The sequence below is a fragment of the Streptomyces sp. adm13(2018) genome, assembly GCF_008042145.1.
In the GTDB taxonomy this organism is placed as follows: Bacteria; Actinomycetota; Actinomycetes; order Streptomycetales; family Streptomycetaceae; genus Streptomyces.
This window is the reverse complement of record NZ_RDBH01000129.1, coordinates 981,919-995,264: the sequence shown is the minus strand read 5'-3', so window position 1 is coordinate 995,264 and position 13,346 is coordinate 981,919. Positions and strand designations below refer to the sequence as shown.

The following is a 13,346-nucleotide window of genomic DNA, read 5'->3' as shown; positions in this document are numbered from 1 at the left end:
GACGAGGGTTCGACGACACCCCCTGGGGGATGTCGGGACCTTCGGCAGGGTCGCCGGCCGGGATCTCCCGGGCGTCAGCCCGGGTCAGGGGTCGTCGAGCGGCTCTTCCGCGGCGTCAGCCCGGGTCACAGGGCGTCGAGCGGCACTCCCGCGGCGTCAGCCCGGGTCACAGGGCGTCGAGCGGCTCTTCCGCGGCGTCAGCCCGGGTCACAGACGAGCGGCTCTTCCGCGGCGTCAGCCGCCGCGGGCTCCGGATCGTCGGCCGGAGACTGCGGGGCGTCAGCCCGGGATGAGGCCGTCGTCGGAGAGCATCTCCCTGACCTCGTCCAGACTCGCGTCCGGGCCGGGCAGGATCAGCTCCGAGGGTTCGAGCGCCGCGTCCGGGAGCGGCTCGCCGAGCCGCCGGACCGCGCCGAGCAGGGCGCCCAGCGTGCGCCGGAAGCCGTCCTCGTCCCCCGACTCCATCTCCCCGAGCAGCTCCTCGTCGAGCCTGTTCAGCTCGACGAGATGGCCTTCGGCCAGCTTCCGCTGGCCCTCCCCCATGATCCGTACGATCATGACGCGTCCTGTCTGTTCGCGGGCTGTCGCCTACGTCCGGTGCCCGCGCGGACCGCTGCCCGCGCGGGCCGGCGCCTACTTCTCGAAGCGCGGGTGGGACTGGTGCTGCTGCGGGGCGTCCTGGGGCGCGGCAGCGCCGCCGCCCTCGATGGACTGCTGCTGCGCCGACGGGCCGCCGGCCAGCTCCGCCTTCATCCGCTGGAGCTCCAGCTCGACGTCCGTACCGCCGGAGAGCCGGTCGAGCTCCGCCTGGATGTCGTCCTTGGCGAGCCCGGACTGGTCGTCCAGGGCGCCCGAGGCGAGCAGCTCGTCGATCGCGCCGGCGCGCGCCTGGAGCTGGGCCGTCTTGTCCTCGGCCCGCTGGATCGCGAGGCCGACGTCGCTCATCTCCTCCGAGATGCCGGAGAAGGACTCGGCGATCCGGGTCTGCGCCTGGGCCGCCGTGTAGGTGGCCTTGATGGTCTCCTTCTTGGTGCGGAAGGCGTCCACCTTGGCCTGGAGGCGCTGGGCGGCGAGGGTGAGCTTCTCCTCCTCGCCCTGCAGCGTCTGGTGCTGCACCTCCAGATCGCTGACCTGCTGCTGGAGCGCGGCCCGCCGGGACAGCGCCTCGCGCGCCAGGTCCTCGCGGCCGAGCGCCAGTGCCTTGCGGCCCTGGTCCTCCAGCTTGGAGGACTGGCCCTGCAGCTGGTTCAGCTGGAGTTCGAGCCGCTTGCGGGAGGTGGCGACGTCGGCGACGCCCCGTCGCACCTTCTGCAGCAGCTCCAGTTGCTTCTGGTAGGAGTAGTCGAGCGTCTCGCGCGGATCCTCGGCCCGGTCAAGGGCCTTGTTCGCCTTCGCGCGGAAGATCATCCCCATACGCTTCATGACACCGCTCATGGGCTTCGCGCGCCCCCTTCTGACGGACTTCGGCTCCAGCTTTCGACAGGATCCACAGTACGGGCCCTGTCTCCATTACCGCACTGTTCGGAGCCGGATGCGCTCCTCCCCAAGGACGACTACGGTCGGCCTCCCCTCCCGCGCAGGGAGTAGATGGATCTAGGGGAAACCCGCGCCCGTCCCGCGTACGTACCGCCGTAGACGCACTCTGTTAGCGGATCGTTCCCGCCCGGCATGGGGTTCATGCCCGCCACCCCGTACCCTTGGGTTTTGTGTTCCGTAGCCGTTCGAAGGACGAGAAGGCCCCCACCGACAAGGTGACGGCGGACCTCTCCAAGCAGCCCCGCGACCCCGAGGCCCCCAAGGGCCGCCCGACCCCGAAGCGGAGTGACGCGCAGACCCAGCGCCGTCGCGCCGCGACGGTGCCGACCGACCGCAAGGAGGCCGCCAAGCGCCAGCGCGAGGCACGCCGGTCCGACCTGGCGCGCCAGCGCGAGGCGCTGGCCAGTGGCGACGAGCGTTACCTGCCGGCCCGGGACAAGGGTCCGGTCCGCCGCTTCGTGCGCGACTTCGTCGACTCGCGGTTCGCGATCGCCGAGTTCTTCCTGCCGATGGCCGTGGTGATCCTCGTGCTGTCGCTGTTCGGCAACGCCAACCGGTCGCTGCAGAACATCTCGCTGCTGCTCTGGCTCGGTGTGATCATCCTGATCGTCATCGACTCCGTCGGCATCTGGATCCGGCTCCGGAAGCAGCTCAACGAGCGCTTCCCGAACGAGCCGAAGCGCGGCGCCGTCGCCTACGGTCTGATGCGTACGCTCCAGATGCGCCGACTGCGACTGCCGAAGCCGCAGGTCAAGCGCGGAGAGCGGCCCTGAGCGCCGAGAGTTCGGAGACCGTCGAGCGGGCCTTCGGTGCCGCGACGTCGGAGTCGGGGGGGCCCGTACTGCCCGTCGTCGCGCACTGGCCCGCCGGTTCCGGCGGGCTGCGCGACACCATCCGGCAGGAGATAGTCGCCCGGCAGCTCGACGAGCAGATAGCCGGCCGCTACCCCGTGGGGCAGCGGCTGCGCATCCTCGACGCCGGCATGGGCCAGGGCACCCAGGCCCTCCGCCTCGCCCGCGCGGGGCACACGGTGACCGGCCTGGAGGCCGATCCCGACCTTCTGAAGGCCGCCCGCGAGTCGCTGGCGACCGAACCCGCCGGAATCCGCGAACGGGTCCGGCTGATCGAGGGCGACGGGCGCGAGACCGGGGTGCACTTCCTCCCCGGCAGTTTCGACGTCGTCCTCTGCCACGGCGTCCTCATGTACGCGGACGAGCCCGACGCGCTGCTCGCGGGGCTCGCCCGGATGCTCGCCCCCGGCGGGCTGCTCTCGCTGGTCGTACGGAACGCGGAGGCCCTCGCCATGCGTCCGGGGCTGGCCGGCGACTGGTCCGGTGCGCTCGGCGGCTTCGACTCCGACGTCTACACCGACGACGACGGCGTGAAGGTGCGGGCCGACCGGCTCGACGCGCTGACGTCGACGCTCGCCGGGATCGCGGCGCCGCTGCACGCCTGGTACGGGGTGCGGGTCTTCACCGACGCCGTCCCCGCCGACGCGGGGCTGCCGCCCGCCGAGGAGCTGGACCGGCTGCTCTCCGCCGAGGACCGGGCGGGGCGGACCGAGCCGTACCGCCGGGTGGCGGCGCTGCTGCACCTCTGCGGGGTACGGGGCTGATTCCGGCGCCGGCCGTCTACGGGCGGCCGGGGCGCCGGGCGGGGCTCGGGCTCCGCTGATCGGCTGCGCTCGCCGGGCCGGGTGGCCGGACGGCACGGATACTCCGGACATGGACGTCTCCCCCGCCCGCGCGCCGGGTCCGCCGAGGTCCCCGCTCTCCCGTCTCTCCGGTCTCCCCCCTCTCCCCCGTTCCGCCGTTCCGTCGCTGGCCGCCGTGGTCTGCGCCGTCGGGCTCCTCGGCGGCTGCTCGGGCGGCGGCGGCGCGCCCGCGCCGGACCGCTCCACGCAGGCGGCGGCGCCGCTCGCCGCGAACGACCTGGAGGACGACTACCGGGCCGTCATCAAGAACGTCCTGCCGTCGGTCGTGCAGATCGACGCGTCCGAGAGCCTCGGCTCCGGGGTCGTCTACGACGACAAGGGCCACATCGTCACCAACGCGCACGTGGTCGGCCGGGAGAAGACCTTCCGGGTCAGCGCGGCGACGGGCGGCCGGCCGGTGACCGCCCGGCTCGTCTCCACGTACCCCGAGCAGGACCTCGCGGTGATCAAGCTGGAATCGCTGCCGCAGGGGCTGAAGCCGGCGCGGTTCGGCGACTCCTCGGCCGTCGACATGGGCCAGATCGTGCTGGCGATGGGCTCCCCGCTGGGCCTGTCCGGCAGCGTGACCCAGGGCATCGTCTCGGCGACCGGGCGCACGGTCAGCGAGGGCCAGAACGGCGGCGGGACGGGCGCGACCCTCGCGAACATGGTCCAGACGTCGGCGGCGATCAACCCCGGGAACAGCGGGGGCGCGCTGGTGAACCTGGACGGCGAGGTCATCGGCATCCCGACGCTGGCGGCGGTCGACCCGGAGCTGGGCGGCGGTTCGGCGGCCGGCATCGGGTTCGCGATCCMCGCCACGACGGTACGGACGATCGCGGACCAGATCGTCAAGGACGGCAAGGTCACCGACTCGGGCCGGGCGGCGCTGGACATCACGGGCCGTACTCTCCTCGACGACGCCTACGAACCGACGGGCGTGGCGGTGGTCGAGGCACCCGCGAACGGGGCGGCGGGGAAGGCGGGGCTGCGGCCGGGGGACGTGATCACACGGCTGGGCGACACGGAGATCACGACGATCACGTCCCTCGCGGAGGCGCTGGCCGCGCGCCGGCCGGGGGACGAGGTGGTGGTGACGTATGAGCGGGGGTCGGAGACGCGGACGGCAAAGGTAAGGCTGGGCGAGATGTAGGGGGAGCAGGGGGCTGCCGCGCCTGGCAGCCCCCCGCCACCCCCGTGTGGGCGATCGTCCCGCCGAAGTCTCAGCCCTCTGCGTTCAGGGGCATCGGGCCGTAGATCTTCGTGTCGTCCTCCGAGAGGGTCACCTGGTCCGCCCCTCCGCCCAGCAGGTCACGCCAGTGCTCGCCGATCCAGCTTTCCGCGTCGCCCTGGGTGGTGAACTCCTCCGGCGTCACCACCGGCTCGACCTCCGTGCCGTCGGACTTCTCGAACCGCCACGTCCATGCCATGTCCGCCTCCTGGCGCTCACCGGATGATCCGTTTCCTGCCCGCAGCGTAGCCGGGCGCGCACCGCTCGCGGTGGCACGGGAGGATCTGAGGGTGGAACTGACTCTGCTCGGCACCGGTGCCCCGCTCGGACTGCCCCGTCCCGACTGCTCCTGCGCCGTGTGCGCGCTCTCCCGCGGACCGGGGGTGCGCGCCGCGACGGCGCTGCTCGTGGACGGGGCCCTGCTGCTCGATCTGACCCCGGGCGCCGCGCTGGCCGCCGCGCGGTCGGGGCATTCGCTGGTGGGTGTGCGGCAGGTGCTGCTGACCCATCCGCACGACGGGCCCGCGGTGGAAGTGCCCGCGGGGCTGCCCACCGCCGGGCGGGTGCCGGACGGACGGGAGTTGACGCTGATCTCCGGGCACCGGGTGCGGGCGGTGCCGATGGACTCCCCCGGTACCGGGTACGAGGTGACCTCGGCCGAGGGCGCGACGCTGCTGTACCTGCCGCCGGGCGGCTCACCGGCGGGGCTTCCGGAGGACCACCGGCGGCCGTACGACATGGTGGTCGTGGACGTGACGGGGCGGCCGGAGGCGCTGGCCCGGCTGCGGGCGACCGGGGCGGTCGGTCCGGCGACGGACGTGGTGGCCGGGCACCTGGACCACGACGCGCCGACCGGCGCCGAGCTGGACCGGCGGCTGGCCGCGGCGGGCGCGCGGGCGGTGCCGGACGGGACGACGCTGTACGTGGGCGAGTACCACGAGGTGCCGGACGTGCCCCGGCGGACCCTGGTGACCGGCGGGGCGCGGTCGGGGAAGTCGGTGGAGGCCGAGCGGCGTCTGGAGACCTTCCCCGACGTGCTGTACGTGGCGACCGGCGGGGGCCGGGAGGGCGACCCGGAGCCACCGAGACCTGTGACCTCGTACCGCTGCTCGAAGGGGACGGGCCGGCGCTCCTGGTCGACTGTCTGTCGCTGTGGCTGACGGACGCCATGGACCGGGTCGGCGCCTGGGACGACGAGAGCTGGGCGGGCGGCGGGCGGGCGGCGCTGCGGGAGCGGACCGCCGCGCTGGTGGCGGCGGTGCGGGCGACCCGCCGTACGGTCGTTGCGGTGACGAACGAGGTCGGTTCGGGTGTGGTGCCGGCGACGGCGGCGGGGCGCCGCTTCCGCGACGAGCTGGGCCGGCTGAACGCGGCCTTCGCGGACGAGTGCGAGGAGGTTCTCCTCGTGGTCGCCGGTCAGGCGCTCGTGCTGCGCGGGTAGGGTGCCAGCACCGATGGCCCTCGCTGATTGTCACAAGGCGGATACCCGTGAACCTGGACGACTTCTCCGATCTGATCGAGCGCCCCGACGGGGGGATCCGGCGGGACGCCGAGGAGCGCCGCGAGCGGCTGGCCGTGCCGCCGGGGTCGCTCGGCCGGCTCGACGAGCTCGGGGAGTGGCTGTCGGCCGCGCAGGCCTCGGTGAAGGTGCGGGCGATCGAGCAGCCGAAGGTGGTGCTCTTCGCCGGGGACCACGGGGTGGCCTCGCTCGATGTGTCGGGGCGCCCGGCGGGCACCGCCCACGAGCTGGTGCGGGCCGTGCTGGAGGGCGCGAGTCCGGTCGCGGTGCTGGCGCGGTCGACCGGCGTGCCGGTGCGGGTCGTGGACGCGGGGGTGGACTGCGACCCGGAGCTGCTGCCGGCCGAGGTGGTGCGCCACCGGGTGCGGCGCGGCAGCGGCCGGATCGACATCGAGGACGCGCTGACGGCCGAGGAGACCGAGGCGGCGGTCCGGCTGGGGATCGCGATCGCCGACGAGGAGACGGACTCGGGCACCGATCTGGTGGTGCTCGGTGATCTGAGCGTGGGCGGGACGACTCCGGCGGCCACCCTGATCGCCGCCCTGTGCGGGACGGACGCCTCCGTGGTGACGGGCCGCGGCGGTGCCGGGATCGACGACCTGGCGTGGATGCGCAAGTGCGCGGCGATCCGTGACGCGCTGCGCCGGGCCCGGCCGGTCCTGGGTGACCAGCTGGAGCTGCTCGCGGCGGTCGGCGGGGCGGACCTGGCGGCGATGACGGGCTTCCTGCTCCAGGCGTCGGTGCGGCGGATGCCGGTGATCCTGGACGGTGTGGTGGGCGCGGCGTGCGCGCTGGTGGCGCAGCGGGCGGCGTTCCGGGCGCCGGACTGGTGGCTGGCGGGTCAGGTGAGCGGGGAGCCGGCGCAGGCGAAGGCCCTGGACCGGATGGCGCTCAACCCTCTGCTGGACCACGGCGTCCATGTGGGTGAGGGAACCGGGGCGCTGCTCGCACTCCCCCTCGTCAAGGCCGCGGCGGCGTTCGCCGCGGAGCTGCCCGAGCGTCCGGATCCGACCACTCCGGACGGCGGGGACACCGGCTCCGGGGCCTGACGCGGGGACGCAGGGATTCGTCGGCTCCGGAGGCGGCCGTACGCGCGGCGCACGTCAGGTGCGCACGACGCGCGCGCGGCCGCCTCCGGCGTCGGCGCATGACAAACGACGCCCCATATGATCGCTTTTCATGGGAGAGGTCCGTTTGTCCGCCGAAGCAGCGCCCCGGGGCACCACGGCCCGTTCACGGCGCAGCGCCGCGTTCGCCGTCTGGTACCTGCGCGTCGTCACGTTCATCAATTTCCTGAGTGCCGTCTGGGTCTCCTTCGGGCAGGACCTGCGCCGGCACAACGAGGACAACTTCTTCACTCCGTACCTGCTCACGGCCGGCTTCGCCTCGGGGGTCTTCACCCTCTTCCTGGCGATCACCATGCGGCGGCGGAAGCGCGCCGCGTGGATCCTCAACCTGGTGCTGAGCGGGCTGTTCCTGTTGCTCTTCGCGCTGGTGATGCTCTTCCCCGAGATCCGCCAGCACGCCCAGAACTGGATCTCGCTGGTCCTGACCGCCGCGTTCGTGCTCGCGCTGCTGCTCGGCCGGAAGGAGTTCTACGCGAAGGGGGACCGCTCCAACCCGTGGCTGGCCGCGGTGGTCGCGGTCGGCGGTCTGCTCGTCACCTCGCTGCTGGCGGCCGTCCTGGTCACCGTCACCAACGCCTCCGACGCCCCCTCCACCTTCCTGGAGCGCTGGCGGTACGGCGTGATGCGGTTGATCACTCTGGCCTCGGACGACTCGCGGTTCGCCGGGATCAGCCCGCCGGGCTGGGTGGACGTGACCATCAACGTCCTGTCCACGCTGCTGCTGTTCGCGGTGCTCTTCGCCGCCTTCCGCTCCCGCCGGGCCACCGACCCGCTGACCGAGGAGGACGAGGAGCGGCTGCGGGCCCTGCTGGACAAGCAGGGCGACCGCGACTCGCTCGGCTACTTCGCGCTGCGCCGCGAGAAGAGCGTCGTGTGGTCGCCGAGCGAGAAGGCCGCCGTGACCTACCGGGTGGTCGGCGGGGTCTCGCTCGCCTCCGGCGACCCGATCGGCGACCCCGAGGCGTGGCCGGGCGCGATCGAGCCGTGGCTGGCCGAGGCGCGCGAGCACGGCTGGATCCCGGCGGTGATGGGGGCGAGCGAGGAGGCCGGGGTGATCTACGCCCGGCACGGTCTGGACGCCCTGGAGCTGGGCGACGAGGCGATCGTCGAGACCGATGAGTTCACCCTCGACGGCCGGGCCATGCGGACGGTCCGGCAGGCCTTCAACCGGGTCAAGCGGGCCGGGTACGAGGTCCGGATCCGGCGTCACGAGGACATCCCCGCGGAGGAGATGGCCGAGCTGCTGCGCAAGGCCGACGACTGGCGGGACGGGGCCACCGAGCGCGGCTTCTCGATGGCGCTGGGACGGCTCGGCGACCCGCGGGACGGCCGCTGCGTGATGCTGGAGTGCACCGACGAGCAGGGTGAGCTGCGGGCGGTGCTGTCGTTCGTGCCGTGGGGTCCGAAGGGGCTGTCGCTCGACCTGATGCGCCGGGACCGCGACTCCGAGAACGGTCTGATGGAGTTCATGGTCATCGAACTCCTCCAGCGGGCCAGGGAGATCGGGATCACTCAGGTGTCGCTCAACTTCGCGATGTTCCGGTCCGTCTTCGAGCGTGGCTCGAAGCTCGGGGCGGGGCCCGTGCTGCGCATGTGGCGTTCGCTGCTCAGCTTCTTCTCCCGCTGGTGGCAGATCGAGTCGCTGTACCGCGCCAACGCCAAGTACCGACCGATCTGGGAGCCCCGATTCATGCTCTTCGAGAAGAGTGCGGACCTGCTGCGCATCGGCCTCGCGGCGGGCCGGGCGGAGGGGTTCCTGGAGGCCCCGGGGCTGCCGAAGTGGATGCACCGCCGGCATCTGGAGAGCGGCCGTTGAGACGCGCCCTCCGGGAGTTCGCCCGCCGTGAGTGGGGGCCGCTGTTCCGCACCGTACGGACGGCGCTCGTCACCCAGCGGTGGCGGGCGGTCCCCATGACGCTCGCCGCCGTCTGCCTCACCGCCCTCTTCCAGCTGGTGCAGAACCAGGACTGGGGCTACCAGCCGGTCCAGAACATCGGCTCCGTACGGGCCGAGGACCCGTTCTGGCTGGCGCTCCTGCGGACCCCGCTCTCGCTGTTCGTGCCCGCGCTCGACCTGCCCGTGTGGGGCGCGCTCGCCCAGGTGCTGCTGGTGTTCGGGATCGCCGAGATCTGCCTCGGGCGGCGGCGGACGCTCGCCGTCGCGTATCTGGCCACGCTCTGCGGGACGCTGTACGCGCGGGTGGGCATCGCGCTCGGGCCGGACAGCCCGTTCGGGCTGCCCGCCTCCGACGCGCTGGTCCACGACACCGGGCCGTCGGCGGCCGTGGTCGGCCTCGCCGTCTACGTCTGCTGGCGGTACCGGGCCCGGTGGACGGGGACGCTCGTGGTCGTGGCGATGGTCGTCGAGGTGATCGTGAAGCCGAACCTGGCGGGCAAGGAGCATCTCGCCGCCATCGCCGGGGTCCTCGTCCTGATGGGGGTCCAGGCCTGGCGCGAGCGCGGTCAGGAGGGCGTGGAGCCGCCCCGCCCGGGGACCCGCTCCTGGAAGCCGCCGATCAAGTCCTGAGTGCGACGCCGGATCCTGGTCCAGCGCCTGTCGTGCCGGTAGGTGCGGATCCGGGACCGGGCCCGCGCCCGGTGGCGGCGGCGGTAGAACCGGCGGGACCACCAGGAGCCGGGCCGGGCGAGCCGGACGGCGCCGACGATCGCCACGAACGGGATCAGGGTCCCGATCACCGCCATCCGGAACTTCCCCTTCACCAGGGTGATCAGGATGAGCAGGAAGTTCAGGGCGAGGGTCAGGATGAAGGTGAGCCGGTCCTGGCGTTCGCCGGCGGTCATGTCGTCGACGCCGAGCGGCGAGAAGCCGCTCAGGGTGAGCCCGACCAGGGCGGCGGTCAGGACGACGACCTCGACGCTCTTGCGGCCCTCGTCGCTCCAGTACACGTCGTCGAGGTGGAGGATCAGCGCGAACTCGTCCAGGACGAGGCCCGCGCCGACCCCGAACACCACGGCGAAGACGGCCGCCCCGACCCCGTGCCGGTCGCTGCCGACCGCGCCGAAGCCGCCGATCACGGTGAGGACCACGCCCGGCACGACGTGATGGATGTGGAGCCCGCCGGAGGAGACGTTCCCGAAGGGCCCCCTGCCCGCCCGGATGAGACGGACGATGGTCCGCGTGACCAGGAACGTCACGATGAACGAGGTCAGCGCGAGGAGCATCGGGAGCTTGCCCGGCTCGACGATGTTGCGGGAGAACCAGTGACCCATGCCACCCCGTTCCGGATTGCGCGAAATGCCCGGTATGCGCAATCTACCGTCCGGAGGCGGCGATTACCCTGCCCGGATGGACGGCCTGCGTTTCGCCTTCGGCACCCTCACGGTGTTCCCCGCCCGCATCACCCGCTGGGACCGGGACGCGGCACGCGCCGGCATGCTCTGCGCCCCGCTGGCGGGGCTGACCGTCGGGTTCTTCGCCGCCGGACTGGGCGGCGCGTTCCTCGCCCTCGGCTCGGGGCCGCTGCTCGCCGCCGTCGTCTCCACCGCGGTGCCCGCCGTCCTCACCCGCGGCCTCCACCTCGACGGCCTCGCCGACACCGCCGACGGCCTCGGCAGTGCCAAGCCGGCCGAGGACGCGCTGCGCATCATGAAGCAGTCGGACGTCGGCCCCTTCGGCGTCATCGCGCTGCTCCTCGTCCTTCTCGGCCAGGTCGCCGCGCTCTCCGAGCTGTACGGGGAGGGCTGGGCACACGGCGCGGTCGGCACCGCGCTGGCCGCCACCGTCGCCCGCCTCGCCCTCACCCACGCCTCCCGCCAGGGCGTTCCCGCGGCCCGCCCCGAGGGCCTCGGCGCGATCGTCGCCGCGACCGTCCCGGTCCGGTCCGCGACGCTCTCCACGGCGGTCGTCCTGGTCCTGCTCGCGGCGACGGGCCTGCTGTTCTCCCCGTACGACGCGGTCCGCAACGTCCTGGCGGCCGGGGCCGCCCTGGCTGCGTCGGCGGCCCTCCTGCGCCGCTGCGTACGGCGGTTCGGCGGGGTGACGGGCGATGTGTTCGGAGCGGTGGAGGAGACGGCCGTGACGACGGCGCTCGTGGTCCTGGCCCTCGGCTGAACGGCCCCGGGTCGCCGCGCCCGCCGCGTGTCGCCGCCGGGGTCAGCGGGCGGGCTCCGGGAGTTCCGGGAGGGTGCCCCAGGGGTGCGCGCCCGTGCCGGGGACGGCGCAGTGCACCGCGGTGACCGGTCGGACGCCGGGCGGAGCCGCGTACACCAGATGGCAGTAGTGGGGCGCGACCGGCAGGTCCAGGGTCCGGTACGTGTCCCAGGGGCCCTCGAAGGTGACGAGGAGGTCGGCGAACTCCTCGTAGCCCGGGTCCGGATGGGCGCCGTGGTTGAGCACCAGGGTCGCGGCCCCGGCGGACCGGGCCGCGACCGCGACCCGCCGGTAGTGGGCCAGGGCGCCGGGCGCGGTGGAGACCTGGTCGAGGAACGCGCCGTCCGTGCCGTACCAGTCGCGGTGGCGGAGCAGGTCGGTGACCACGTCGGCGTGCGGGCGCCGTCCGTAGTCGGTGTCCGCGTACCCCAGGAGCCGCACCCCGGCCGCCCGCAGCCGGTCGGCGGCCGCCGCGAACGCCGGGTCGCGGGCCTCGCCCGCGCCGCTGGCCGGGTTGACGACGACGCCGTACAGCGACGGCGCCGCGTCGACGAGCGCCGACCAGGCCTCGGGCCGGTCGGCCGGGTGCTCGTAGAACGGCACCAGGAGGAGGTGGTTCACGGGACGGGTCCCCCAGACACGGTGGGCGGTCGGACAGGGTGGGTGGTCGGACGTAGTGGGTGGTCAGAGGCGGTCGGTGGTCAGGCGCGGTGGGCGGTCGGTCGGGCCAGCAGAACGCAGGTGAGGACGGTGAGGACGGCCGCCGCTCCCCCGGCGGCCACCGGGCCCGCCGCGGGTTGCAGGGCCTGTGTCGCGGCGGCGAGCAGACAGACGGCGGCCGCGCTGAGGACCGCGCCGAAGGCCTGGAGCAGCAGCCCCAGCCAGAGCACGGTCCCGACCAGCAGCAGGGTGACGAGGCGCGGGCCCGTCGGCCAGGGCGCCCCGGGCCAGGCCAGGGTCACGGCGAGGGTGAGCCCGACGAGGACGGCGAGGTAGCCGCCGAGGCAGAGGACGAGGGTGCCGGTGACCGCGCGGCGGAACTCGCGCGCGGTGGACTGGGTCCGCAGCCGGGTCAGGCTCTCGCCCCGGAAGCGGTGCAGCAGCCATTCGGCGGGCCCCATGGAGAGCGTCAGCGCGATGACGGCGCCCGCGCCGCTCACCGGCGTGCCGCCGACGCCCGCCTGGAGCACCAGCAGTCCGCTGCCCAGACCGAACAGTCCGTACGGCAGGGAGGCCGCGCGCGGCGGGCCGCCGCGTCCCGCCGCCCGCCGCCGGGCGCCCGGTGCGAGGACGAGCCCCGCGAGGGTGACGCTCGCGGTGAGCGCGGTGAGGAGGAGGCCGGCGCGCAGCGGGTCGGGCAGGTCCCAGCGGAAGGCGGGGACGGCTCCGGCGAGCGGCGCGAGCGCGCCGAGCAGGGCGCGTTCGCGGCCGAGGACGAGGAGCACGGTCGCGGCGGCCAGGTAGAGCGACTGCCCGGCGGCGAACAGGGCCGCCGGGGTCTCGCCGGGTGCGGCCGCCGCGAGCGCGACGGCCGTGCCGGCGAGGGCGCCGGCCGGGGCGCCGAAGAGCAGGGTGCGGGCGGCCGCGGGCCGGTCGCCGAGGCCCAGCCAGGTGTACGCGCGGTGGGCGAGCGCCTGGTTCCAGACCCAGCCGGTGACGGCGCCGGCGAGCAGCGGAACCGTTCCGCCCGGGAGCCCGAAGCGTCCCTGGTCCCCGGCCAGCAGGGGTGCGGCGAGGACGTACGCGAGCCCGGGGAGGGCGAAGACGAGCCCGCGCAGGAGACAGCCGGCGAGCCCGGTGTGCCAGGCGCCGCCGGGCGGCGCCTCGGGGGCGGGGTGGCGCCGCTCCACGCGCGCGTAGAGGTCCTCGGCGAGCGCGAAGGAGTCGGCGCGGCCGTAGGTGAGGCGGATGTGGTCGTCGGTCATGCCGTCGGACTCCAGGACGGCGGCGATCTCGTCGGGATGCACGGCGACGGCGACGAGCCCGCCGAGCCGCGAGGCGAGCTCGTCGCCGTCGCCGTGCATCCCGACGAGATCGCCGCCGTCCTGGAGTCCGACGGCATGACCGACGACCACATCCGCCTCACCTACGGCCGCGCCGACTCCTTCGCGCTCGCCGAGGACCTCTACG

Annotated in this window: 13 protein-coding genes and 1 pseudogene; 8 read left to right on the top strand and 6 right to left on the bottom strand. The window is 74.0% G+C overall.

Going from position 1 to position 13,346, the window contains the following annotated elements; all coding sequences use genetic code 11:
• Nucleotides 1–279 precede the first annotated feature (279 nt).
• Both pspAA and EAO70_RS21170 read right to left on the bottom strand, forming a co-directional pair.
• Nucleotides 280–558, bottom strand: a complete 279-nt coding sequence (gene pspAA / locus EAO70_RS21175) for a PspA-associated protein PspAA (RefSeq protein WP_148004434.1) — start codon at nt 556–558, stop codon at nt 280–282.
• Nucleotides 559–633: 75 nt separating this feature from the next.
• A complete protein-coding gene (locus EAO70_RS21170; RefSeq protein ID WP_148004433.1) occupies nt 634–1,434 on the bottom strand; it encodes a PspA/IM30 family protein in 801 nt (266 codons plus the stop codon).
• A gap of 272 nt (nt 1,435–1,706) precedes the next feature.
• On the opposite strand from EAO70_RS21170, the gene EAO70_RS21165 reads away from it, so the two are divergent.
• The 3 genes from EAO70_RS21165 (at nt 1,707) to EAO70_RS21155 (ending at nt 4,382) form a co-directional block, all read left to right on the top strand.
• A complete protein-coding gene (locus EAO70_RS21165) occupies nt 1,707–2,309 on the top strand; it encodes a DUF3043 domain-containing protein (RefSeq protein WP_148004432.1) in 603 nt (200 codons plus the stop codon).
• Between the two features lie 107 nt (nt 2,310–2,416).
• Nucleotides 2,417–3,151: a methyltransferase domain-containing protein gene (locus EAO70_RS21160; RefSeq protein ID WP_187284031.1), complete on the top strand. Its 735-nt coding sequence runs from the start codon at nt 2,417–2,419 to the stop codon at nt 3,149–3,151.
• A gap of 109 nt (nt 3,152–3,260) precedes the next feature.
• Nucleotides 3,261–4,382: a S1C family serine protease gene (locus tag EAO70_RS21155; protein ID WP_148004430.1), complete on the top strand. Its 1,122-nt coding sequence runs from the start codon at nt 3,261–3,263 to the stop codon at nt 4,380–4,382.
• A gap of 70 nt (nt 4,383–4,452) precedes the next feature.
• On the opposite strand, the gene EAO70_RS21150 is transcribed toward EAO70_RS21155, so the two are convergent.
• Nucleotides 4,453–4,659: a hypothetical protein gene (locus EAO70_RS21150; protein WP_056560402.1), complete on the bottom strand. Its 207-nt coding sequence runs from the start codon at nt 4,657–4,659 to the stop codon at nt 4,453–4,455.
• A 91-nt stretch (nt 4,660–4,750) separates the two neighbouring features.
• On the opposite strand from EAO70_RS21150, the pseudogene EAO70_RS21145 reads away from it, so the two are divergent.
• The 4 genes and pseudogenes from EAO70_RS21145 to EAO70_RS38065 all read left to right on the top strand — a co-directional run bounded on the left by EAO70_RS21145 (nt 4,751) and on the right by EAO70_RS38065 (nt 9,632).
• Nucleotides 4,751–5,901: pseudogene (locus tag EAO70_RS21145) on the top strand (bifunctional adenosylcobinamide kinase/adenosylcobinamide-phosphate guanylyltransferase).
• Between the two features lie 47 nt (nt 5,902–5,948).
• On the top strand, nt 5,949–7,028 hold the full coding sequence (gene cobT, locus EAO70_RS21140) for a nicotinate-nucleotide--dimethylbenzimidazole phosphoribosyltransferase (RefSeq protein ID WP_148004429.1): 1,080 nt from the start codon (nt 5,949–5,951) through the stop codon (nt 7,026–7,028).
• 130 nt (nt 7,029–7,158) lie between these two features.
• Nucleotides 7,159–8,922, top strand: a complete 1,764-nt coding sequence (locus tag EAO70_RS21135) for a phosphatidylglycerol lysyltransferase domain-containing protein (protein WP_148004428.1) — start codon at nt 7,159–7,161, stop codon at nt 8,920–8,922.
• A complete protein-coding gene (locus EAO70_RS38065; protein WP_187283969.1) occupies nt 8,919–9,632 on the top strand; it encodes a hypothetical protein in 714 nt (237 codons plus the stop codon). Before EAO70_RS21135 ends, EAO70_RS38065 begins: the two co-directional genes overlap by 4 nt.
• Here the strand turns inward: EAO70_RS38065 and EAO70_RS21125 are convergent.
• A complete protein-coding gene (locus EAO70_RS21125) occupies nt 9,569–10,336 on the bottom strand; it encodes a hypothetical protein (protein ID WP_148004427.1) in 768 nt (255 codons plus the stop codon). The genes EAO70_RS38065 and EAO70_RS21125 overlap by 64 nt on opposite strands.
• A 76-nt stretch (nt 10,337–10,412) precedes the next feature.
• Between EAO70_RS21125 and EAO70_RS21120 the strand changes: the two genes are divergently transcribed.
• Nucleotides 10,413–11,177 (top strand): adenosylcobinamide-GDP ribazoletransferase, encoded by a 765-nt coding sequence (locus EAO70_RS21120; protein ID WP_261992974.1) that lies wholly within the window; start codon nt 10,413–10,415, stop codon nt 11,175–11,177.
• 42 nt (nt 11,178–11,219) lie between these two features.
• Here the strand turns inward: EAO70_RS21120 and EAO70_RS21115 are convergent, their stop codons facing one another.
• Nucleotides 11,220–11,837 carry a spherulation-specific family 4 protein gene (locus EAO70_RS21115; RefSeq protein ID WP_148004425.1) on the bottom strand — a complete coding sequence of 206 codons (618 nt, stop codon included), beginning with the start codon at nt 11,835–11,837 and terminating at the stop codon, nt 11,220–11,222.
• An 80-nt stretch (nt 11,838–11,917) separates the two neighbouring features.
• On the bottom strand, nt 11,918–13,240 hold the full coding sequence (locus EAO70_RS21110; protein WP_261993042.1) for a hypothetical protein: 1,323 nt from the start codon (nt 13,238–13,240) through the stop codon (nt 11,918–11,920).
• Between the last annotated feature and the right edge of the window lie 106 nt (nt 13,241–13,346).